This is a genomic window from Streptomyces xantholiticus, from assembly GCF_014651015.1.
Classification (GTDB): domain Bacteria; phylum Actinomycetota; class Actinomycetes; order Streptomycetales; family Streptomycetaceae; genus Streptomyces; species Streptomyces xantholiticus.
The window spans coordinates 382,598-405,798 of the sequence record NZ_BMWB01000003.1 but is presented as its reverse complement, the minus strand read 5'-3'; the positions used below and the strand labels follow the sequence as shown (position 1 = coordinate 405,798).

General features: G+C 69.0%; 15 protein-coding genes and 1 tRNA gene. 4 read left to right on the top strand and 12 right to left on the bottom strand.

Annotation, left to right across the window (positions count from 1 at the left end; genetic code table 11):
- Positions 1–12: 12 nt before the first annotated feature.
- Positions 13–2,721, bottom strand: coding sequence for a DNA polymerase I (gene polA, locus IE198_RS08330; protein ID WP_189884294.1), 2,709 nt, complete (start codon positions 2,719–2,721; stop codon positions 13–15).
- A 135-nt stretch (positions 2,722–2,856) separates the two neighbouring features.
- Here polA and IE198_RS08325 point away from each other — a divergent pair, with 135 nt between their 5' ends.
- Positions 2,857–5,136 (top strand): FdhF/YdeP family oxidoreductase, encoded by a 2,280-nt coding sequence (locus IE198_RS08325; RefSeq protein ID WP_189884292.1) that lies wholly within the window; start codon positions 2,857–2,859, stop codon positions 5,134–5,136.
- A 71-nt stretch (positions 5,137–5,207) separates the two neighbouring features.
- A complete protein-coding gene (locus IE198_RS08320) occupies positions 5,208–5,669 on the top strand; it encodes a PaaI family thioesterase (RefSeq protein ID WP_189884290.1) in 462 nt (153 codons plus the stop codon).
- A gap of 62 nt (positions 5,670–5,731) precedes the next feature.
- Here IE198_RS08320 and IE198_RS08315 read toward each other — a convergent pair whose 3' ends face one another.
- From IE198_RS08315 to IE198_RS08290, 6 genes are all read right to left on the bottom strand, one after another.
- Positions 5,732–6,499 carry an ABC transporter ATP-binding protein gene (locus IE198_RS08315; protein WP_189884288.1) on the bottom strand — a complete coding sequence of 256 codons (768 nt, stop codon included), beginning with the start codon at positions 6,497–6,499 and terminating at the stop codon, positions 5,732–5,734.
- Positions 6,496–7,545: an ABC transporter ATP-binding protein gene (locus IE198_RS08310; RefSeq protein ID WP_189884286.1), complete on the bottom strand. Its 1,050-nt coding sequence runs from the start codon at positions 7,543–7,545 to the stop codon at positions 6,496–6,498. Before IE198_RS08310 ends, IE198_RS08315 begins: the two co-directional genes overlap by 4 nt.
- Entirely contained in the window at positions 7,545–8,930 is a 1,386-nt protein-coding gene (locus IE198_RS08305; RefSeq protein WP_189884284.1) for a branched-chain amino acid ABC transporter permease, read from the bottom strand. Before IE198_RS08305 ends, IE198_RS08310 begins: the two co-directional genes overlap by 1 nt.
- Entirely contained in the window at positions 8,927–9,850 is a 924-nt protein-coding gene (locus tag IE198_RS08300; RefSeq protein ID WP_189884282.1) for a branched-chain amino acid ABC transporter permease, read from the bottom strand. Before IE198_RS08300 ends, IE198_RS08305 begins: the two co-directional genes overlap by 4 nt.
- A 190-nt stretch (positions 9,851–10,040) precedes the next feature.
- Positions 10,041–11,201, bottom strand: coding sequence for a branched-chain amino acid ABC transporter substrate-binding protein (locus IE198_RS08295; protein WP_189884280.1), 1,161 nt, complete (start codon positions 11,199–11,201; stop codon positions 10,041–10,043).
- A gap of 529 nt (positions 11,202–11,730) precedes the next feature.
- On the bottom strand, positions 11,731–12,387 hold the full coding sequence (locus IE198_RS08290) for an ANTAR domain-containing response regulator (RefSeq protein ID WP_189884278.1): 657 nt from the start codon (positions 12,385–12,387) through the stop codon (positions 11,731–11,733).
- Positions 12,388–12,481: 94 nt separating this feature from the next.
- Between IE198_RS08290 and IE198_RS08285 the strand changes: the two genes are divergently transcribed.
- Positions 12,482–12,567 (top strand) — tRNA-Leu (locus tag IE198_RS08285).
- A gap of 257 nt (positions 12,568–12,824) precedes the next feature.
- Here IE198_RS08285 and pyk read toward each other — a convergent pair.
- Both pyk and IE198_RS08275 read right to left on the bottom strand, forming a co-directional pair.
- Positions 12,825–14,252, bottom strand: coding sequence for a pyruvate kinase (gene pyk, locus IE198_RS08280; protein WP_189884276.1), 1,428 nt, complete (start codon positions 14,250–14,252; stop codon positions 12,825–12,827).
- A 134-nt stretch (positions 14,253–14,386) separates the two neighbouring features.
- Positions 14,387–15,100 carry an SIMPL domain-containing protein gene (locus IE198_RS08275; RefSeq protein ID WP_189884274.1) on the bottom strand — a complete coding sequence of 238 codons (714 nt, stop codon included), beginning with the start codon at positions 15,098–15,100 and terminating at the stop codon, positions 14,387–14,389.
- A 168-nt stretch (positions 15,101–15,268) separates the two neighbouring features.
- On the opposite strand from IE198_RS08275, the gene IE198_RS08270 reads away from it, so the two are divergent.
- On the top strand, positions 15,269–17,080 hold the full coding sequence (locus tag IE198_RS08270) for a bifunctional metallophosphatase/5'-nucleotidase (protein ID WP_189884272.1): 1,812 nt from the start codon (positions 15,269–15,271) through the stop codon (positions 17,078–17,080).
- 20 nt (positions 17,081–17,100) lie between these two features.
- On the opposite strand, the gene IE198_RS08265 is transcribed toward IE198_RS08270, so the two are convergent.
- From IE198_RS08265 to pepN, 3 genes are all read right to left on the bottom strand, one after another.
- Entirely contained in the window at positions 17,101–18,516 is a 1,416-nt protein-coding gene (locus IE198_RS08265; RefSeq protein WP_189884270.1) for a lysine N(6)-hydroxylase/L-ornithine N(5)-oxygenase family protein, read from the bottom strand.
- The gene (locus IE198_RS08260; protein ID WP_189884268.1) at positions 18,513–19,889 is read right to left on the bottom strand and encodes a pyridoxal phosphate-dependent decarboxylase family protein; all 1,377 of its coding nucleotides are present in this window, start codon (positions 19,887–19,889) and stop codon (positions 18,513–18,515) included. The genes IE198_RS08265 and IE198_RS08260 overlap by 4 nt, the downstream gene beginning before the upstream one ends.
- A gap of 773 nt (positions 19,890–20,662) precedes the next feature.
- Positions 20,663–23,155 (bottom strand): aminopeptidase N, encoded by a 2,493-nt coding sequence (pepN, locus tag IE198_RS08255; RefSeq protein ID WP_189884266.1) that lies wholly within the window; start codon positions 23,153–23,155, stop codon positions 20,663–20,665.
- Positions 23,156–23,201 lie beyond the last annotated feature (46 nt).

Here is a 23,201-nt window from a genome sequence, read left to right as displayed (position 1 = left end):
GGTGCAGCGCGCTCAGTGCGCCGCCGATTCCCAGTCGGGTCCCGCGCCCACCGACACGTCCAGCGGCGCTCGGAGCGACACCGCCGACGACATCTCGCGGCGCACCAGTGCCTCGACCTCCTCGCGCTCCCCCGGCGAGACCTCCAGCACGATTTCGTCGTGGACCTGGAGCAGCAGCCGGGACGACAGCTTCGCCTCCGTCAACGCCCGGTCCACGTTCAGCATGGCGACCTTGACGATGTCCGCCGCCGTGCCCTGGATCGGTGCGTTGAGCGCCATCCGCTCGGCGGCCTCCCGGCGCTGGCGGTTGTCGCTGGTGAGGTCGGGCAGATAACGCCGGCGTCCGAGCATGGTCGCCGTGTAGCCCGTGGCCCGCGCCTCGTCCACGACGCGGCGCAGATAGTCCCGCACGCCGCCGAACCGCTCGAAGTACGTGTCCATCAGGACGCGCGCCTCGGCCGGTTCGATGTTCAGCTGCTGGGAGAGGCCGAACGCGGAGAGCCCGTAGGCCAGCCCGTACGACATGGCCTTGATCTTGCGCCGCATCTCCGCGTCGACGGCGGAGCGCTCCACGGAGAACACCTGGGAGGCGACGGTCGTGTGCAGGTCCTCCCCTGAGGTGAACGCCTCGATGAGGCCCGCGTCCTCCGACAGGTGGGCCATCACCCGCAGCTCGATCTGGCTGTAGTCCGCGGTCATCAGGGACTCGAAGCCCTCACCGACCACGAACCCGCGGCGGATCGCGCGGCCCTCGTCCGTCCGAACCGGCACGTTCTGCAGGTTCGGATCGGTGGACGACAGGCGGCCCGTCGCGGCGACGGTCTGGCTGAACGTGGTGTGGATCCGGCCGTCGGCGGCGATCGTCTTGATCAAGCCCTCGACCGTCGAGCGCAGCCGGGCCTGCTCGCGGTGGCGCAGCATGATGACCGGCAGCTCGTGCTCCGTCTGGGCCGCCAGCCACGCGAGCGCGTCCGCATCGGTGGTGTAGCCGGTCTTGGTCTTCTTCGTCTTCGGCAGGTTCAGCTCGCCGAAGAAGACCTCTTGCAGTTGCTTGGGGGACCCGAGGTTGAACTCGTGTCCCACCGCGGCGTGCGCCTCCTTCACCGCCTGCTGCACGGCTCCCGCGAACTGCTGCTCCATCGCCTCCAGATGGGCGCGGTCGGCGGCGATGCCGCTGCGCTCCATCCGGGCCAGGAGCAGCGAGGTGGGCAGCTCCACGTCGTGCAGCAGCTCGGCCGCACCGACCTCCTGCAGCTTGTCGCCGAACGCCTCACCGAGGTCGAGCACCGCCCGGGCCTGGGCCATCAGCGCGTCGGCCTCGGCCTGCTCGTCTGTGCCGAAGGCCAGCTGCCCGTCCGCGGCGGCCGGGGCCAGCTCCCGATGCAGATACTCCACCGACAGGGCGTCCAGCGCGAAGGACCGGCGCCCCGGCTTGACCAGGTAGGCCGCAAGCGCCGTGTCCATGGTGACGCCGGCGATCTCCCAGCCGTGCTCGGGGAAGACCCGCAGCGCGTCCTTGGCATTGTGCATGACCTTCGGCCGGGACGGGTCGGAGATCCAGGCCGCGAAGGCCCGCTCGTCGGTCTCGTCGAGCTGGGTCGTGTCGAACCAGGCCGCCTTGCCGTCCGCGGCGGCCAGCGCCACCTCGCTGACACTGCCCACACCCAGCGCCCACGCCGAGACGGTGGCCACGCCCAGCGGCTGCGTGCCGTGCTGGTCCAGCCAGTACGCGACCTCCCCCGCGCCCAGCACGGTGCCGTCCAGCTCCACACCGGCCTCGGGCGCCGGGGCCTCCTCCGCCGCGGCTCCGGGGTCGACCGCGAGCAGCCGCTCACGCAGGCTCGGGTTCCGGATCTCCAGGACCTCGAGGAAGCCCTTCAGCGCGGTCCTGTCGTACGGTGCGCGCTCGAGGTCCGCCACGGCCTTGGGCAGCTCCACGTCGCGGACCAGCTCGGTCAGGTGGCGGTTGAGCTTGACGGCCTCCAGGTGGTCGCGCAGCGCCTGGCCGACCTTGCCCTTGACCTCCTCCGCGCGCTCGACGAGCTGCGCGAACGAACCGAACTGGTTGATCCACTTCGTCGCCGTTTTCTCCCCCACGCCGGGAATGCCGGGCAGGTTGTCCGACGGGTCGCCGCGGAGGGCGGCGAAGTCCGGATACTGCTGCGGGGTGAGCCCGTACTTCTCCTCGACCTTGGCCGGAGTGAAGCGGGTGAGCTCGGAGACGCCCTTGGTCGGGTACAGCACCGTGGTGTGCTCGCTGACCAGCTGGAAGGAGTCCCGGTCGCCGGTGACGATCAGCACCTCGAAACCGGCCGCCTCCGCCTGGGTGGCGAGGGTGGCGATGATGTCGTCCGCCTCGAAGCCCTCGACGGCGAACCGCTGTGCGTTCATCGTGTCGAGCAGCTCGCCGATCAACTCGACCTGGCCCTTGAACTCGTCGGGGGCCTTGGAGCGGTTCGCCTTGTACTCCGGGAAATCGGCCGACCGCCAGGTCTTGCGGGAGACGTCGAAGGCCACCGCGAAATGCGTGGGCGCCTCGTCACGCAGGGTGTTCGCCAGCATCGACGCGAAGCCGTAGACGGCATTGGTCGTCTGGCCGCTCACGGTCGTGAAATTCTCCGCGGGCAGCGCGAAGAACGCCCGGTACGCCAGGGAGTGCCCGTCCATGAGGAGCAGGCGCGGTCGGTTGTCTGCCGTCTTCTTCGATGCCGTCTCAGCCACGCCCCCGATCCTGCCATGCACCACTGACATTCCCGACCGCACCGACCTGGCCGCCGTGACTGTCAGCGGGGCGTGACAGGATCGGAGGCACAGCATCGGACGCAAGAGCACAGGCACGGCTCGAAGGAGAGCGCGATGGCCAGCAAACCGCCCGCAGGGGACCCGGTCCAGGATGCCCCTCAGGTCGCGGGCCCACAGCACGCGGCGGTCGGCCTGTCCGCCATCGGCCACACCCTGCGCGTCGCCCAGCAGCAGATGGGCGTGGGCCGCGCGGCCCGCACGCTGCTGAAGGTCAACCAGAAGGACGGCTTCGACTGTCCGGGCTGTGCCTGGCCGGAGGGCGACGACCGCCACGTCGCGGAGTTCTGTGAGAACGGCGCGAAGGCCGTCGCCGAGGAGGCGACCCTGCGCCGGGTGACACCCGACTTCTTCGCGGCGCACCCGCTGTCCGACCTTGCGAGCCGCAGCGGCTACTGGCTGGGCCAGCAGGGCCGGCTCACCCGCCCGATGTATCTCGCCGAGGGCTCCGACCGGTACGAGCCGGTGAGCTGGGAGAGGGCGTTCGCGATCCTGGCCGAGGAGCTCGGTGCGCTCGGCTCCCCCGACGAAGCGCTGTTCTACACCTCCGGCCGCACCAGCAACGAGGCGGCGTTCCTGCTCCAGTTGTTCGCCCGCGAATTCGGCACGAACAACCTTCCCGACTGCTCCAACATGTGCCACGAGTCCTCCGGCTCCGCGCTCACGGAGACGATCGGAATCGGCAAGGGCAGTGTCTCGCTGGAGGACCTGCACCAGGCGGACCTGATCATCGTCGCCGGTCAGAACCCGGGCACCAACCACCCCCGCATGCTCAGCGCCCTGGAGAAGGCCAAGACTTCCGGCGCTCGGATCATCTCGGTGAATCCGCTGCCCGAGGCGGGCCTCGAACGGTTCAAGAACCCGCAGACCGCCCGAGGCATACTCAAGGGCACCGCGCTGACCGACCTCTTCCTGCAGATCCGCATCGGCGGTGACCAGGCGCTGTTCCGGCTGCTGGGCAAGCTGATCCTCGAGACCGAAGGCGCCGTCGACGAGGAGTTCGTCCGCGAACACACCCACGGCTTCGAAGAGTTCGCGGCAGCCGCCCGGGCCGCCGACTGGGACAGCACGCTCGCCGCGACCGGCCTGCGCCGGGACGAGATCGAGCAGGCCCTGCGGATGGTGCTCGCCTCGCGCCGGACCGTCGTCTGCTGGGCGATGGGCCTCACCCAGCACAAGCACTCCGTCGCCACCATCCGCGAAGTGGTCAACTTCCTCCTGCTGCGCGGCGACATCGGCCGCCCCGGCTCCGGCGTGTGCCCCGTGCGCGGCCACTCCAACGTCCAGGGCGACCGCACGATGGGCATCTTCGAGCGGCCCTCCCCCGTCTTCCTCGACGCCCTGGAGAAGGAGTTCGGCTTCGCTCCGCCCCGCCACCACGGCCTGGACGTCGTCCGGTCCATCGAGGCACTGCGCGACGGGAAGGCGAAGGTGTTCTTCGCCATGGGCGGCAACTTCGTGTCCGCGAGCCCCGACACCGCGGTCACCGAAGCCGCGATGCGCCGCGCCCGGCTGACCGTGCACGTGTCCACCAAGCTGAACCGCTCGCACGCCGTCACCGGCCGACGGGCGCTCATCCTGCCCACCCTGGGCCGCACCGACAAGGACGTCCAGGCCGGCGGCCGGCAGGTGGTCACCGTGGAGGACTCGATGGGCATGGTGCACGCCTCCCGCGGCAACCTCCCGCCCGCGAGCCCCCATCTGCTGTCCGAGCCGGCGATCGTGGCCCGGATGGCCCGCGCCGTGCTCGGTCCCGCGTCCACCACGCCCTGGGAGGAGTTCGAGAGGGACTACGGCACGATCCGCGACCGGATCGCGCGTGTGGTGCCCGGCTTCGAGGACTTCAACGCGAGGATCGCCCGCCCCGGCGGCTTCACCCTGCCGCACGCGCCTCGCGACGAGCGCCGCTTCCCCACCGCCACCGGCAAGGCCAACTTCACCGCCGCCCCCGTCGAGTACCCGGAGATCCCCGAGGGCCGGCTGCTGCTGCAGACGCTCCGCTCGCACGACCAGTACAACACCACGATCTACGGCCTCGACGACCGCTACCGCGGCATCAAGGGCGGTCGCAGGATCGTCCTGGTCAATCCCGAGGACGCCCTCGAGCTGGGCCTGGCGGACGGCTCCTGCACCGACCTCGTCGGCGAGTGGAAGGACGGCGTCGAGCGCCGCGCCCCCGGCTTCCGGGTCGTCCACTACCCCACGGCCCGTGGCTGCGCCGCCGCCTACTACCCGGAGACCAATGTGCTGGTCCCGCTGGACTCCACCGCTGACACCAGCAACACCCCCGCCAGCAAGTCCGTGATCGTGCGTCTGGAACAATCACCCACCGTCTAAGCGTTCGCTCAGGCGGCAGGACAAGCGGACAACCACCAGGACCAGACGGTACGACGAACGGAGCCGGCCTCATGGGCGAGCAGACCAGCGTGAAGTTCCCGCAAGGGGTCATCGACGAGTACGCCGAGCTCGGCATGGACCTCCCCGCGCTGTTCTCCGCGGGAAACCTGGGCGCTCGCATGGGGGTGCAGATCGTCGAGGCCTCCGCGGACCGCGTCGTCGGCACCATGCCCGTCGAAGGCAACACCCAGCCCTACGGCCTGCTGCACGGCGGTGCCTCCGCCGTCCTCGCCGAGACCCTCGGCTCCGTCGGCTCCATGCTGCACGGCGGCCCCTCAAAGATCGCCGTCGGTGTGGACCTCAACTGCACCCATCACCGGGGCGTCCGCTCCGGCCTCGTCACCGGCGTCGCCACCCCCGTCCACCGCGGCCGGTCGACGGCCACCTACGAGATCGTGATCACCGACGAGCACGACAAGCGGGTCTGTTCGGCACGCCTCACCTGCCTGCTGCGCGACCTCTCCCAGGAGTGAACACAACGGAGCGGGGCCGGGAAGCCTCCAGGCTTCCCGGCCCCGCTCTGCTTCACCGGCCGTCAGGCCGCGCCCTCACCGAGGTAGGCCTCCCGGATCCTGGAGTCCGCCAGCAGATCCGCCGCCGGACCCGACATCGCGACCTCACCCGTCTCCAGGACGTAACCGCGGTTCGCCAGGCCAAGAGCCTGAGTCGCGTTCTGCTCGACCAGCAGCACCGTCGTGCCCTGCTTGTTGATCTCCTCGATGATCTCGAAGATCTGCTGCACGATCAGCGGCGCCAGACCCATCGACGGCTCGTCCAGCAGCAGCAGCTCCGGCTTGCCCATCAGGGCACGGCCGATCGCCAGCATCTGCTGCTCACCGCCGGACAGAGTGCCGGCCTGCTGCGAGCGCCGCTCGGCCAGACGCGGGAAGAGCGTGAACACCCGGTCCATCTCCGCCGAGTCGACGGAGCTGAAGCGGTACGCGCCCATCTCCAGGTTCTCGCGCACGGTCATCGTCGAGAAGACACGCCGGCCCTCCGGCACATGACCGATGCCGAACTGCACCAGCTCGTGCGACTTGATCCCGTCGATGCGCTCACCGCGGTACAGCACCTGACCGTGCCGCGGCTGAAGCATCCCGGAAATGGTGCGCAGCGTGGTCGTCTTGCCCGCGCCGTTACCGCCGAGCAGAGCGACGATCTCGCCCTTGCGCACCGTCAGATCGATGCCCTTGATCGCCTCGATGGCGCCGTAGAACACCCGCATGCTCTCCAGCTCGAGCAGCGTCTCCTCCGAAGTGCCCGCCGTGCCGGCGTCCTTCTGCAGCTCAGTCGTGGTGCTCACTTGCCGCTCTCCTCGTCCGACGCGGTCCTGCCCGGCGCCGCCTCGTCCGACGACACCGCCTCAGCCGACGCCTCGTCCGGCGCATCGGCCGCCGCAGGCTCGTCCGAAACAGGCTCCTCGGGGCCGGTCTCGTCAGAGGCGGACTCGGCCGACGCCGCCTCCGCCGCCTGCTGCTCCGCGATGACGGCCTGCACCGCCTCCGCCTCCTGCGTCGACGCGCCCAAGTAGGCCTCGATAACCGCCGGGTGCTGCTGCACCTCGCTCGGCGTGCCCTCGGCGATCTTCTTGCCGAAGTTGAGGACCATCACCCGGTCCGCCACCGACATCACCAGACGCATGTCGTGCTCGATCAACAGCACGCTGATGCCCAGCTCGGTGTTGATCCGGCGGATCAGCTGCTCCAACTCCAGCTTCTCCGTCGGATTGGTACCGGCCGCCGGCTCGTCCAGCAGCAGGATCTGCGGATCGGTGGCCAGCGCCCGGGCGATCTCCAGACTGCGCTGGTCACCGTACGACAGGCTGCCCGCGATCTCGTTGAGCTTGTCCTCGAGACCCACGAACTTCAGCAGCCGGTGCGCACGCTCGTCACTGAGCCGCTCCGCCTTCCGGGCATTCGGCAGACCCAGCATGATCGAGACCGGTCCGGCCTTCAGACGGGTCTCCGCCGCGATCTTCACGTTCTCCAGCGCCGTCAGCGCAGAGAACAGCCGGATGTTCTGGAACGTACGCGCCAGACCGATCCGGTTGACGACATGCGGCTGACTGCCCAGCAGGGACTTCTCGTCACCGTCCTTCGAACGGAAGACGATCCTGCCCTCCTGCGGCGTGTACGCCCCGGTGAGCGAGTTGAACAGCGAGGTCTTGCCCGCGCCGTTCGGCCCGATCACCGCCAGGACCTCGCCCCGGCACATATTGACGTCCACATGGTCCAGGCAGGTCAGACCGCCGAACCGCAGCGTCACGTCCGAAGCCTGCAGCACCAGGTCGGTACCACCGGCCGCCGGCTGCGCGCCCGCCGCCGCGTCGCTCTTCACATCGGTGCTCATCAGAACTTGCCTCCCGCCGGCTCGGACATCGCGTCCGCGTCGCCGATGCCTTCCTCCGCCATCTTCAGCTCACGCTGCCTTCGGCGAGAGGGCCAGACACCCTGCGGCCGGTAGATCATCATGATCACGAGCAGCGCGCCCAGATACATGTACCGGTCGGACGGATCCACCCAGTCCTTCAGCGCCTCCGGCAGCCACACCAGGATCGCCGTACCGATCAGGACACCGGGGATCGAACCCATGCCACCGAAGATGACGTAGGCCAGGATCAGGATGGACTGCAGCAGCGGGAAGACCTCGGGATTGATGTACCCGTACTTGCTGGTGAAGATCACGCCCGCGACACCCGACGTCGACGCACCGATCGCGAACGCCATCAGCTTGAACTGCACCGTGTTGACGCCGTTCGCCGCGGCGGCGATCTCGTCCTCGCGAATCGCCGTCCAGGCGCGTCCCACCCTCGAGTGCTCGAGACGCGAGAACAGAATGATCACCAGGACGATGAAGAAGACCAGCAGATACCAGTAAGGCAGCGGCTTGATCGACCACTTGTACTCGATGCCCGCGAAGTCGATCGAGAAGTCCGGGATCAGACGCGCACCCTGCGGACCACCGGTCAGACCGTCCGCGTTCTTGGCGACCAGATAGATGATCTCGTGGAAACCGAGCGTCACGATCGCCAGATAGTCACCCCTGAGCCGAAGCGTCGGAGCACCCAGGAGCAGACCGCAGATCAGACAGGTGACGACGGCGACGGGAATGACCCAGAAGTTGTTCAGCACCACTGGCGGCTCGATCGGCAGCCGGCCCGTCCAGTACGCCGTCGAGTACGCACCCACGGCGAAGAAGGCGAAGAAGCCCAGGTCCAGCAGACCTGCCCAGCCGATCACCACATTGAGGCCGATCGCCAGCAGTGCGAAGATCGCGATCTGGTCGACCAGCACCGTCTGCCAGGTCCGCTCCAGACCCGACGGAATGACCAGGACAAGGATCAGCAGGACCGCGATACCGCCCAGCTTCAACCGCTTGTCCGACTGGAACCGCGTCCGCAGCGAGCCCACCGGGCCGGCGGACGTGGCCGACTTGGCCGACTCCTTCGCCTTGGTCGCGGCGCCCTTGATCGGCGTCGCCGCGAACTCCCGCAGCGCCCACACACCGACCGTGAAGGCCAGCCACAACCACAGCTTGGGGCCCGTGAACGTCGACTCGATGGAGTAGAAGATGTCACGGGTGTTGCCCTGCTCGCCCGTCACCAGGGCCAACAGCACGCCGAGGGCGATCATCGCCCACAGCCGTGAGTAACGCTCCGTCTGGTACCACGCCGTGCGGCGCAGCTTCGCCGCCGCAGACGGCGTCAGACTCTTCGAAGTCTCGGTCGTACTCATGCCGCCCTCCCCACTCGCTCACCGAGGATGCCCATCGGGCGGAACATCAGCACCAGGATCAGCACCACCATGGCCGAGACGCTGCGCCACTCGTCACCGAGCAGCGGCACCGTCATCGTCTCCACGATGCCGATCAGGATGCCACCGAACATCGCACCGCGGATGTTGCCGATACCGCCGACGACGGCGGCGGCGAACGCGGTGATGCCGGGAATGAAGCCCATCGTGTACGACACCTGGTTCAGGTTGGCGAACAGGAAGCCCGCCACACCTCCCAGGACGCCGCCGATGATGAAGGTGCGGGAGATGACCTTGTCGATGTCGACACCCATCAGGCCCGCGACCTCGGCGTCCTGCGCGACAGCGCGGATACCCTTGCCGAGCTTGGTCCGGTTCACGACCAGGTCGAGACCGATCATCATGACCACGGCAGTCGCGAACTGCAGCAGCTGCGTGATGTTCACGCCCGCGCCGAAGATCGTGAAGACGTTGTGGTTGTCGTACATCTCCGGCAGCGGCAACGGGTCACGCCCGAACAGCTTGCCGGCCAGGTTGTACAGGAAGAACGAGGCACCGATCGCGGTGATCAAGAAGATCAGCCGTGGAGCACCACGTCTGCGCAGTGGTCGGTACGCGACCTTCTCCAGGCCGTACGCCGTGACACCACCGAACAATGCCGAACCCGCCATGGCGAGAGCGACGAAGCCTATGGAGGCCACAGCGGTCGGATTGTCCCCCGGATTGACCAGCTGAAGGACGATGAGACTGCCGTAGGCGCCGAGCATGAAGACCTCGCTGTGCGCGAAGTTGATCAGCTGCAGCACGCCGTAGACAAGGGTGTAGCCGATGGCGATGACGGCATACAGCGAGCCGAGCATCACCCCTAGGACGAGATAGTCCCAGAATTCCTGAAGGGACATGGAGCAGACTTCCTTGTGGGAGCTGAGCGGGCCCGGCGCTCGTGGCGACGAGGGCGGCCCGCGGGCGAAACATTCGAATCAGTGAGGCGAACCAGTCAGGGGCCGATCGCCCCACTCCGCGGACGGGGGCCGGGAGAACAACCGCCTCCCGGCCCCCGGTCGCATGGCATCAGCCACTCAAGCCCCAGCGTCAGCCGGCCAGCTCGTTGATGTTGCCCTGGTATCCGATCTTGCCGCCCTTGACCTGGTACAGGTAGACGTCGGTGCCCTTGAACTCACCGTTCTCACCGAAGGAGAAGGTCTTCGTCAGACCCTTGTACGACGCCTTCGCCAGCGCGTCGCGCAGAGCCTCGCGCTCGACGTCGGCGCCCGCCTTCTTGATCTCGGCGATGATCATGTTGGTGATGTCGTACGCCTCGGCGGAGTACGTACCGGGGGCCCGGCCGAACTCCTTCTGGTAGTCATCGGCGAACTTCTTCGTGCCCGCCTCGACGGTGGCGTCGGTGCAGGGGCAGGTGAGGAACCAGTTCTCGGCGGCGTCACCGGCGAGCTCGACGAACTTCATGTCGTTCGAGCCGTCGCCCGAGATGCCCGCGCCCTTGTAGCCGGCGTCCTTCAGCTTCTTCGCGAACGGCGCCAGGTCCTGGTAGTAACCGGCGTAGATCAGCGCGTCGGCCTTGGAGTTGACGACGTCCTTCGCTGTCGCGGAGTAGTCCGGCGTCTTCTGCGGGACGGACTTCTTGACGACCGTGATGCCGGCGTCCTTCAGCCCCTTCTCGGCGACAGTCGCCAGGCCCACGCCGTAGTCGGTCTTGTCGTCGATCAGGTAGACCTTCTTGGCCTTCAGCTTCTTGGCGTAGTAGGTCGCCATGCCGGCGCCCTGCATGTTGTCGTTGGGGACACCGCGCAGGAAGCTGGTGAAGCCGTTCTCCTTGTCCGTCAGCAGCGGGTTGGTCGCCGACGGCGAGACCGTGACCAGACCCGACTCCGCGTACAGCGGCGACGACGTGTTGGTCGGGCCGGAGAAGGCGGGGCCGACCACCGCGGCGACGCTCTCGTCGTCGATGATCTTCTGCGCGGCGGCCGTGGCCTTGTCCGGCAGGCCCTGGTCGTCACCGGCGACGTACTCGAGTTTGAAGTCGAGGTCGCCCTTGGCGTTGGCCTGGTCGATGGCCAGCTTGACGCCGTTCTGCATGTTCTCGCCCAGTGCGACGTTGTCGCCGGAGAGCGGTCCCTGGAAGGCGATCTTCACGGCGCCGTCACCGCTGCCGGAGTCGCCACCACACGCGGTCAGCGCGAGGGCACTCGCTGCCAGCGGTATAGCAAGCTTGACGATGGTCTTGTTCAGCACTACGAACCCCTTGGAGCCGCCCGAACGATCTGTCTGCGGAGGAGATTGGTTTCTCTCCGCAGGACACCGCCAATCGGTGCGGTGTGCGGGGAATGTAATCGCGCGTTCGGGCACACGGATAGGTGACCGAACGATGTGTGATCGCCCTGTGACCTGAGTCATGTGCCGGAAACAGAACACTCCTTACCGGCGACCGGACATCTCAGCAGTGATCCAGAACTTCCCGACATACCTCTACGCGATCTTCACGACCCCTGCGCCGCACCCCTCCGCAAGGCCCTGAACAGGCAATCTCTCGCCTCCGCCACCCCTGCGGTCCGGTCGGAACATGCCCCCGGGCAACCCGCCCCACACACCTCGGACAGCCCCGCCGTCTCACCGGACAGCCATCTCCTGCCTGAACGCGCACCGTAGCGTGCAGCCGTCCGCCGCGCGGCCGAATCGAAAGCCTCCTTCACAACATCCCCAGGAACATCACAGGGCCTCCGGTCACCATGTGACCGGAGGCCCTGCCCGACTTCGCCCGCCGCTACTGCCCCTTCGCGGCCTTCTTCTCCTCGGCGTCCTCGATGACCGCCTCCGCGACCTGCTGCATCGACAGCCGCCGGTCCATCGACGTCTTTTGGATCCACCGGAACGCCGCCGGCTCCGTCAGCCCGTACTGCGTCTGCAGAATGCTCTTCGCCCGGTCCACCAACTTGCGCGTCTCCAGCCGCTGCGACAGATCAGCGACCTCCTTCTCGAGCGTCTTCAGCTCGGTGAACCGCGACACCGCCATCTCGATCGCCGGCACCACGTCGCTCTTGCTGAACGGCTTCACCAGATACGCCATGGCTCCGGCGTCCCGCGCCCGCTCCACGAGGTCGCGCTGCGAGAACGCCGTGAGCATGAGCACCGGCGCGATGGACTCCTCGGCGATCTTCTCCGCCGCGGAGATCCCGTCGAGGACGGGCATCTTCACGTCCATGATCACGAGGTCCGGCCGATGCTCCCGCGCCAGCTCGACCGCCCGCTGCCCGTCGCCCGCCTCTCCGACGACGGAGTACCCCTCCTCCTCGAGCATCTCTTTGAGGTCGAGCCTGATCAGGGCCTCGTCCTCGGCGATGACGACACGGGTCGTCAGCGGCGGGACGTGCGACTTGTCGTCGTCATCGGCGATGGGCTGGGGCGACTCGGGGGCGGTCACGGGGCTCCTCGTTTCAAGACAGGGTGCTCCTCAGAGCCTACCGAGGGGCGACGGACTGCGGGGAACCGGTACACTCCCTTGCAGCTCCCCGCCTGCCCGGTTGGAGGAACTGGTCAGACTCGCGGCACTCAAAATGCCGTGCCCTAGGGCATGTGGGTTCGAATCCCACACCGGGCACCAAAAGCGGATGTTCACCTTTTCGTGAACATCCCTTCTTCACCACTCGGCACACCGCGATCACGCAGAGTGGCACCCATGGATCTCCATGGCACCTGCTCCGAGAGCAGGACGGGGCTCATCGAACGGTGCCCAGCAGCAATGCGGCAAGCGGACGCACCACGCCCCCAACGGCAGCCCGTACAGCATCTCCGTCGCCCGACCGGCGTCCGTCGAGCCCGTGGACGCGCGCCTCGGGCCGAAGTACTGGGTGCCGCCCGCTACTTCAGGCTCTCGCCGATGCGGTGGACGCGGACCAGGTTGGTCGAGCCGGGAACACCCGGAGGGGAGCCGGCGGTGATGATCACGATGTCGCCCCGCCGGCAGCGGCCGATCCTCAGCAGTTCCTCGTCGACCTGGGCGACCATCGCGTCCGTCGATTCCACGTGGGGGCCGAGGAAGGTCTCGACGCCCCAGGTGAGGTTGAGCTGGGAGCGGGTGGCGGGGTCGGGGGTGAAGGCGAGGAGCGGGATCGGGGAGCGGTAGCGGGAGAGGCGTTTGACGGTGTCGCCGGATTGGGTGAAGGCGACGAGGAACTTGGCGCCGAGGAAGTCGCCGATCTCGGCTGCGGCGCGGGCGACGGCGCCGCCCTGGGTGCGGGGCTTGTTGCGTTCGTTCAGCGGCGGCAGGCCCTTGTCGAGGACGTCCTCCTCGGCGGCGGTGACGATGCGGGCCATGGTGCGAACGGTTTCGACGGGGTATTTGCCGACGCTGGTCTCGCCGGAGAGCATCACGGCATCGGTGCCGTCGATGACGGCGTTGGCGACGTCGGATGCTTCCGCTCGGGTGGGGCGGGAGTTGTCGATCATCGAGTCGAGCATCTGGGTGGCGACGATGACCGGTTTGGCGTTGCGCTTGGCGAGTTTGATGGCTCGCTTCTGGACAATGGGGACCTGTTCGAGGGGCATTTCGACGCCGAGGTCGCCGCGAGCGACCATGATTCCGTCGAATGCGGCGACGATGTCGTCGATGTTCTCGACGGCCTGGGGTTTCTCGACCTTCGCGATGACAGGGAGGCGACGGCCTTCTTCGTCCATGACGCGGTGGACGTCGTCGATGTCGCGGCCGTTCCTGACGAAGGAGAGGGCAATGACGTCGGCGCCGATACCGAGGGCCCAGCGAAGGTCTTCGACGTCCTTGTCCGAGAGGGCGGGGACGGAGACGGCGACGCCGGGGAGGTTGAGGCCCTTGTGGTCGGAGACCATGCCGCCTTCGACGACGGTGGTGCGGACGCGGGGGCCGTCGACGGCGGTGACTTCGAGGGCGACTTTGCCGTCGTCGACCAGGATGCGCTCACCTCTGGCGACGTCGGCTGTGAGGCCCCGATAGGTGGTGCCGCAGGTGTGACGGTCGCCTTCGGTGTACTCGGTGGTGATGGTGAAGGTGTCCCCGCGTTCAAGGAGTACGGGGCCTTCGCGGAAGCGGCCGAGACGGATCTTCGGGCCCTGAAGGTCGACGAGGACTCCGACGCTGCGGCCCGTTTCGTCCGAGGCTTTGCGGACGTGCTGGTACCGCACCTCGTGGTCGGCGTAGGTGCCGTGGCTGAGGTTGAAGCGGGCGATGTCCATTCCGGCTTCGACCAGTGCCTTGATCTGGTCGTATGTGTCGGTGGCGGGGCCCAGGGTGCAGACGATTTTCGCTCGGCGCATGTTTCGAGCCTATGTCTTACCGGTCGGTAGAGAATTGGTCGCGTATGACTACTCAACGGCCTTCGCATGAAAGGCTATTGACAAGTGTTGAATTGTGCGCGAGGGCGCTCCGATGAGCGCAGGACGCATGGCGGTCAGAGTTGCGGCGGTGTCATGGTGAAGCGGGCGTTGACCTGGGCGTAAAGCGTCTGGCGTTGTGGTTCGAGGTCCAGGGCGGGGGCCGCCTCTGCGGTTGCGGCTCCGCCGAAGCCACGCATGGAGCCGGGTGCGGCCGGCATTCCGTAGGCAGGCATGGGGGCTTCTGCTCCGATGTCGGCGAGTTCCACGAGGGCGGAGAGCCGGCCACCGATCGCTTCGGCGTATTCACGGGCGCGTTGGACGGCTTCGCGTACCGCTTGGCGGCGGGTTTCACCGTGGGCGGGCGAGTCGGGGCGCAGTGACCACCAGGGGCCGGTGACGCGGGTGAGTTCCAGGTCGGCGAGGCGGGTGGTCAGTTCGCCGAGCGCGGTGAAGTCGTTGAGCACGGCGGTGATGTGGACGCGGCCGTGGTACGCGTGAATACGTTCGCCGCGGCCGTGCTGGGCGAGTTCGGGGGTGACGGAGAAGGCGCCGGTTTCGAGCTTTTCGACCGCTTGGCCGTAGGTCTTGACGAGGTCGAGAGCGGCGGAGTTGCGGCGTGTGAGGTCTTCGAGGGCGGTGCGGCGGTCCTTGCCGCGGGCGCTGATGCTGATGCCGATGCGGGCGATCTCGGGGTCGAATTCCAGGCGCGCCTCGCCTCGTACGGCGACCCGTGGCTGGTCGGGGGTGGCGAACGGGGCGGTGGGAGTGGGGGGTGCGGCATCGGTCATGAGTGGCTCCCTTGTGCGCCGGGCTGGTTGTCCCACTCTTGCATCCGGGTGTGACGACCGGGTCGGACATCGGATCGAAACCCCGCAGGGGTGTTGCGGGAATGGCACGTGGGCCAGAATCTACGCGCGTTGTGCACGTGGGTTGCGCAGGTGATCGAGGGAGACGAAATGCCGTTGAACCGTAGGGCGTTCCTTGAGCGGTCGGCCGCCGCCGGGGCGGGTGTCGCGGTCGCGGGTGCCGGTGCCGCACCCGCCGTGGCCGAGGAGCGGGGCGAGGACCATGGGCACGGGCGTCCGCGGAAGCGGTACTCGTTCACGGTCATGGGCACGACAGATCTGCATGGAAATGTCTTCAACTGGGACTATTTCACGGACCGTGAGTTCGACGACAAGGCACACAACGACGTGGGCCTGGCGAAGATCTCGACGTTGGTGAACCAGGTGCGCAAGGAGAAGGGCCGGCCCAACACGCTGCTGATCGACGCCGGTGACACGATCCAGGGCACCCAGTTGTCGTACTACTACGCCAAGGTCGACCCGATCACGGCGCAGAGTGGTCCGGTGCACCCGATGGCGCAGGCGATGAACGCCATCGGCTATGACGCCGCGGCGCTCGGCAACCACGAGTTCAACTACGGTATCCCGGTGCTGCGCAAGTTCGAGGAGCAGTGCGACTTCCCACTGCTGGGGGCGAACGCACTGGATGCGCAGACGCTGTGTCCGGCGTTCCCGCCGTACAGCATGCACCGGCTGCGTACGCCGCACGGGCGTGATGTGCGGGTGGCGGTCCTGGGGCTGACCAATCCGGGCATCGCGATCTGGGACAAGCAGAACGTGAGCGGCAGGATGGTGTTCCCGGGGCTGGAGGAGCAGGCGGCGAAGTGGGTGCCGAAGCTGCGGTCGATGGGAGCGGTCGTCGTGATCGTGTCGGCGCACTCGGGCTCCAGCGGCACGTCGTCGTACGGTGACCAGCTCCCGTACGTGGAGAACGCGGCGGGTCTGGTGGCCGAGCAGGTTCCCGGTGTCGACGCGATCCTGGTCGGGCACGCGCACACCGAGATACCGGAGTACTTCGTCACGAACAAGGAGACAGGCAGGCAGGTCGTGCTCTCCGAGCCGCTGAAGTGGGGGCAGCGGCTGACGCTGTTCGACTTCGACCTGGTGTGGGAGAGGGGCCGCTGGACGGTCGAGAAGGTCGCGGCGAAGGTCCTGAACTCCAACACGGTCGCGGAGGACCCGAAGATCACCCGGCTGTTGGGTGACGAGCACAGGGAGGTCGTCGCGTACGTCAATCAGATCATCGGCACGTCGACGGTGGCGATGTCCACGGCCGACGCGCCGTGGCGGGACGAGCCGATCATCGACCTGATCAACCATGTGCAGGCTGTGACGGTGAAGGCCGCGCTGGCGGGCGGCGAGTACGCGGGGCTGCCGGTGGTGTCGCAGGCGTCGTGCTTCTCCCGTTCGGCGGTGATCCCGGCGGGCAAGGTGACGATCAAGGACGCCGCGGGGCTGTATCCGTTCGAGAACACACTCGAGGCGCGGCTGATGACGGGTGCGCAGCTGAAGGAATACCTGGAGTTCTCCGCGCGGTACTACGTGCAGACTCCGGCCGGGGCGCCGGTCGACACGTCGAAGCTGACGAACGCGGGCGGGACGCCCGACTACAACTACGACGCGGTGTCGGGACTGACGTACGACATCGACATCGCGAAGCCGGCGGGTGAGCGGATCGCGGGTCTCTCGTTCGAGGGTGCGCCGATCGATCCGGCGGCGCGGTTCGTGCTGGCCGTCAACAACTACCGGGCGAGCGGCGGCGGGAACTTCCCGCATGTGGCCGCGTCCCGGCAGTTGTGGGCGAACTCGGAGGAGATCCGGAACACGATCATCGCCTGGGTGCAGGCGGAGGGCACGGTGGATCCGGCTCGGTTCGCGTCGGTGGGCTGGAGGCTCACCCGGGACGGTGTGCCCGTCTTCTAGGGCCCGTCCGCCGGAACGGCTCATACCTCCGTTTCCAGCGGGGTGAGCGCGGGCGCCTGGCGTGGGATGCCGGGCGCCTCGCGCCGGTCGAGGCCGAAGGTGGTGAAGGCGGTGCGGCGGGGCAGGGGGTAGGGCTCTTTGCCGGTGAGGGTGTTGAGGATGCTCGCGCTGCGCCAGGCGGCCAGTCCGAGGTCGGGGGCGCCGACGCCGTGGGTGTGCCGTCCGGCGTTCTGCACGTACACGGATCCGGTGACGGCCGGATCCAGCTGCAGCCGGAACTCGGCGTCGACGAGGTGCCGTCCGGCGCTGTCAGTGCGCATGTACGGGTCGAGACCTGCGAGGAGGGAGCCGAGCGGGCGTTCGCGATAGCCGGTGGCGAGGACGACGGCGTCGGTGGTGAGCCGGGAACGGGTGCCCTGCTGGGTGTGTTCGAGGTGGAGCTCGACCTTGGTGCCGGCGACGCGGCCGGCGGTGCGGACCGTGACGCCGGGAGTGAGGACGGCGTCGGGCCAGCCGCCGTGGAGGCTGCGGCGGTAGAGCTCGTCGTGGATGGCGGCGATGGTGTCGGCGTCGATCCCTTTGTGGAGCTGCCACTGACGGGGGACGAGGTCGCCGCGGGTCTGTTCGGGCAGGCCGTGGAAGTAGTGGGTGTAGTCGGGGGTGAAGTGCTCCAGGCCGAGCTTGGAGTACTCCATCGGTGCGAAGGCTTCGGTGCGGGCCAGCCAGTGCAGCTTCTCGGCTCCGGAGGGCCGGGCGCGCAGCAGGTCCAGGAAGACCTCGGCTCCGGACTGGCCCGAGCCGATGACGGTCACGTGTTCGGCGGCCAGCAGCCGGTCGCGGTGGTCGAGGTAGTCCGCGGAGTGGATGACCGGGGCGGAGGGTGCGTCGGCGAGGGGGCGCAGCGGTTCCGGGACGTAGGGCTCGGTGCCGACGCCGAGAGCGACGTTGCGGGTGTAGGTGCGGCCGAGGGCTTCGGCCTCGCCGTCGGCGTCGAGCTGGGTGAAGTCGACTTCGAACAGGCCCCGTTCGGCATTCCAGCGGACGGCGTCGACCTGGTGGCCGAAGTGGACTCCGGGCAGACTGTCGGCGACCCAGCGGCAGTAGGCGTCGTACTCGGCGCGCTGGATGTGGAACCGCTCGGCGAAGTAGAAGGGGAAGAGCCGGTCGCGGGAGCGCAGGTGGTTGAGGAAGGTCCAGGGGCTGGCGGGGTCGGCGAGGGTGACGAGGTCGGCGAGGAAAGGGACCTGGAGGGTGGCGCCTTCGATGAGCAGGCCGGGGTGCCATCGGAAGACGGGCCGCTGATCGTAGAAGCAGGCGGCGAGTCCGCCGGGCACGCCGTGGGCCAGGGCGGCGAGGGACAGGTTGAACGGGCCGATGCCGACGCCCACGAGGTCCTGGGGCAGGTCGGCCTGTTCGGTCGGTGGCGTGCCGGTCATCGGGGTGTGCTGCCTTCCACGAGTCGGGTCAGGGCTTCGAGGGCTTCGAGGGTGGTATGGGGGTTGAGCAGGGTCGCCTTGAGCCAGATCCGGCCATCCGCGCGGGCACGGCCGAGGACGGCTCGGCCCTCGGTGAGCAGGGTGCGCCGGATCTGGGCGGTCTCCTCGTCGGAGGCGTCGGCGGGCCGGAACAGGACGGTGGAGAGGGTGGGCCGTTCGTACAGTTCCAGCCGGGGATTCTTCTCGACGAGGTCGGCGAGGTCGTGCGCCGCGGCGCAGGTGCGGTCGACGAGGGCGCCGAGACCGGCGCGGCCGAGCGCTCTGAGGGTGACGGCGATCTTGAGGATGTCGGGCCGGCGGGTGGTGCGCAGGGAGCGGCCGAGCAGATCGGGCAGGCCGGCGTCGGTGTCGTCCTCGGCGTTGAGGTACTCGGCCGTGTGCCCGAGCGGTGCGAGGCGGCCGGCGTCGGGTACGGCGAGCAGCCCGGCAGCGACCGGTTGCCAGCCCAGTTTGTGCAGGTCGAGGGTTACGGAGTGGGCGCGCTCGAGGCCGGCGAGGAGGTGGCGGCGGTCGGCGCTGAAGAGCAGTGGGCCGCCGTAGGAGGCGTCGATGTGCAGTTCGGCGCCGTGGCGGTCGGCGGCGCCGGCGATTGCCGAAAGCGGGTCGATGCGGCCGGTGTCGGTGGTACCGGCGGTGGCGACCACCAGGAGCGGGGGGCCGTGGTGGGCGGCGAGCGTGGCGAGCGTGGCGTCGAGTGCGGCCGGGTCGTGGACGGGGGCGGTGACCGGTTCGGGGAGACCGAGGAGCCAGGCGGCGCGGCGCACCGAGTGGTGGGCGGTGTCGCCGCAGACGGTCCGGACCATTCCGTGACGCTCTCTCGCGAGGAGCAGGGCGAGCTGGTTGGACTCGGTGCCGCCGGTGGTGACCAGGGCGTCGGGAGCGGTACCTCGCGGATACACCTCGCGCGCGAGGACACGGGTGACCCTGGTCTCCAGTTCGGAGGCAGCGGGGGCCTGGTCCCAGGAGTCCATGGACGGGTTGAGCGCGGAGGCGGCGAGGTCGGCGGCGACGGCGAGCGCGAGCGGCGGGGTGTGCAGGTGTGCCGCGCACAGGGGGTCGGCGGGGTCGGCGGCGCCGTGGGCGACGGCGCGGACGAGAGTACGCAGGGCGTGCGCGGCGCCGTCGCCGTGTTCCGGCAGTACCTCGCCAACGGCCTGCCGCACGCGTGCGGCGACGGCGTCCGGCCCGCCGGCCGACACCGGCCCGCCGCGCGCGACGGCGCCCTCGCCGAGGGCGTCGAGCACGAGAGCAAGCAGGGGGCGCAGGGCGTCGGGGCCGGTGATTCCTCCCGCGAGGGGCGGGGTGTGCGGCATGAGGCGGGTCCTTGAGCGAGACGCGGGTGTCACCCAACGGTGACGAGGGGCCCGATGGGGCGCCCGCAGATCTCAACGATCACGACCCGAAAGTGGTATTGCCTTGTGGGAGGGGTGGTTGGGAGCGGTCGGTGCGGTATCGGCTGCCGGGCGGGCGCCGGGCACAAGCGGATTGCTGCGGGTACGGCTCGGCACGGGTGAAGGCCGCTGCGGCCGTGTGGAGGCCGCTGCGCGGCACCTCCCCACCCCGCCCCTTCCCGGAATCGGGCTCCGCCCGGAGCCGGCCATCGCGCGCCCCAGGTGTTCAGAGCCTCGGCCCTGAACACCGCCCCGCGCTCCGCGGGCCGGACCCCGCCCAGGACCCCCGTTACCGCTTCTTCGCGCGGTGTTTTCGGGGACTCCCGCCCAGGGCCGGGTATGCGCAGCGTCGGCAGGACCGGGCACCGCCCGGGCACCGTGCTGCGCTCCGCGGGCAGCACCGGCCCCGAGCCCCGTACCCCACTGCGCGAGCAGCACCAGGCACCCCCGTGGCTCCGTACCGCGGTCCGCGCGGTGTCATCGAACGATGTGCGCGCCTCCATCACGACCTGTGGCCTGGAGGCCGCAGGTGGGTGAGGGCACTCCCCCGGGCGGGCTCCGGCGGAGCGCCGTCGGCGACCGAGGCGCGGGTATCGGGCGGATCACCGGCAGGACGGGCACGCTCCGGCGCCGCCGGGGCTCCCGCAAGGGCCGCGAGGTCGTAGGGGCCCGGGGGGCGGGGCCCACCCCAAAGCTCACGCTCCCCGCACGCGCAGCGCCCTGCGCAAGTCGTCGAGCTGGTCGGCCAGTTTGCGGCGCAGCGCCGGGAGGATGTCCGGTTCGGCGAGGCACGCTTCGCCCGCGCGGAGCGCCTCCGGGTCGACGGCGTGGACGGGGAAGGCGTAGCGGCCGCACGCTTCGGCGATCGCCGGGCCGCGACGCGCGGCGAGGGCGACCGCGTCGGGGTAGAAACGGGGTACGTACTCGCGTACGAGGTCGGCCTGTTCGGGCTGCCAGAAGCCTTGCGCGGTCGCCGCGAACAGGTAGTTCGACAGGTCGTCGGCGGCGAAGAGCCGGGCCCAGGCCGCTGCCTTGGCCTCCGGTGTGGGGAGGGCTGCGCGGCAGCGGGCGGCACCTTCCTGGCCGGTGGCGCTCGGATCGCGTTCGAGTTCGGCGGCGATGGCCGCTTCGTCGGTGGCGCCGAGGACGGCGAGGCGCCTGAGGATGCGCCAGCGCAGTTCGGGGTCGAGCTCGGGGCCGCCGGGCACGCTGCCTTCGGTGAGCCATTCCTGGATCGGTTCCGGCTGGCCGGCGGCGTCGATGTAGTGGCGTACGGCGGTCAGACGGAGTCCCGGGTGGCTGCCGTCCTCGGTGCGGCGCAGCAGGTCGCGGCAGATGCGGGTGAGGGTGGTGAGCGCGGCGGGGCGCTCCTCGGCGGGCAGGTAGCAGTCGGCGATCTGGCCTGCGGCGAAGGCGAGAACGCCTTGGACGACTGCGAGGTCGTTCTCGCGCGGCAGGTGTTCGCAGGCTGCGTCGAGGTAGGCGGTGGCGGCGAGTTCGCCGTCACGGACCATGTCGCGTGCCGCGTTCCACACGACGGCGCGGGTGAGGGCGTCGGGAATGCCGGACAGCAAACCGAGGGCGGCGCGCCAGGAGGTGTCGTCGAGGCGGACCTTGGCGTAGCTGGTGTCGCCGTCGTTGAGGACGACGAGCGCGGGGCGGCGTCCGGGGTGCGGCAGTGTCTCGCCGTCGTTCGGCACGTCGGTCTCGAAGCGGTCCCGGAGCACGAGCGTGCCGGGGTCGATGGGGTCGGTGTCGTATGCGCCGACGGCGATGCGGTGGGGGCGGCTGCCGTCGCGTGCGACGGTCAGCGTCCAGCCGCCGGGTGTGTCGGTGACGGTCGGGGTGAGGGTGTCGACGCCGGTGGTGCGCAGCCAGGACTCGGCCCAGGCATGCACGTCGCGGTCGGTGGCCGCGGCGAGGGAGTCGATGAAGTCGGCGAGCGTGGCGTTGGCGAACTTGTGCCGGGCGAAATGTGTGTTGATGCCGGCGAGGAAGTCCTTCTCCCCGAGCCAGGTGACGAGCTGGCGCAGGGCGGAGGCGCCCTTGGCGTAGGAGATGCCGTCGAAGTTGAGCATCGCGGAGGCGGTGTCGGGGACGGCCTCGGGGTCGGGAGCGACGGGGTGGGTGGAGGGCCGCTGGTCTGCGTCGTAGCCCCAGGCCTTGCGGGCGATCGCGAAGTCGGTCCAGGTGTCGGTGAAGCGGGTGGCTTCGGTGAGCGTCTGGTAGCCCATGTACTCGGCGAACGACTCGTTCAGCCAGATGTCGTCCCACCACTTGAGGGTGACGAGGTCGCCGAACCACATGTGGGCCATCTCGTGGGCGATGACCATGGCACGGGTCTGGCGCTGGGTGTCGGTGACGGCGGAGCGGTAGACGAATTCGTCGCGGAAGGTGACGAGGCCCGGGTTCTCCATGGCGCCGGCGTTGAACTCGGGGACGAAGGCCTGGTCGTAGGAGTCGAAGGGGTAGGGCTCCTCGAACTTCTCGTGGTATCGGTCGTAGCACTGCCGGGTGATGTCGAGGAGTTCGTCGGCGTCCGCGTCGAGGTAGGGGGCCAGCGAGCGTCGGCAGTGGATGCCGAAGGGCAGTCCGGCGTGTTCGGTGCGTACGGAGTGCCAGGGGCCGGCGGCGACGGCGACGAGGTAGGTGGACAGCAGCGGGGTGGGGGCGCAGGTCCAGCGGCCGTCGCCGTCGTGGGTGGCGACGCCGTTGCCGAGCACGGTCCAGCTCCGGGGAGCGGTGACCGTGACCTCGAAGACGGCCTTGAGGTCGGGCTGGTCGAAGGCGGCGAAGACGCGCTGGACGTCGTCCATGAACAGCTGCGTGTAGACGTACGCCTCGCCGTCGCTGGGGTCGGTGAAGCGGTGCATGCCTTCACCGGTGCGGGAGTAGCGCATCTGCGCGTCTATGCGCAGTTCGTGCTCGCCGGCGGTGAGGCCGGTGAGGGGGAACCGGTTCTCGGTGAGGCGGGCGGGGTCGAGGGGCTGTCCGTCGAGCGTGATGGAGCGGAGTTCGGCGGGCTTCATCTCGACGAAGCTGTCCCCTGCCGCTTTCGCGGTGAAGTGGATGACGGTTCGTGAGTCGAAGTTCTCGTCGCCGGTGGTGAGATCGAGGTCGATCGTGTACCGGTGTACGTCGAGTTGACGGGCTCGGGTCTGCGCTTCGCCGCGCGTCAGTACGGACATGGGCCCATGCTGCCTGATGGGCCCGGCTCAGCACACGGGGTGGTGA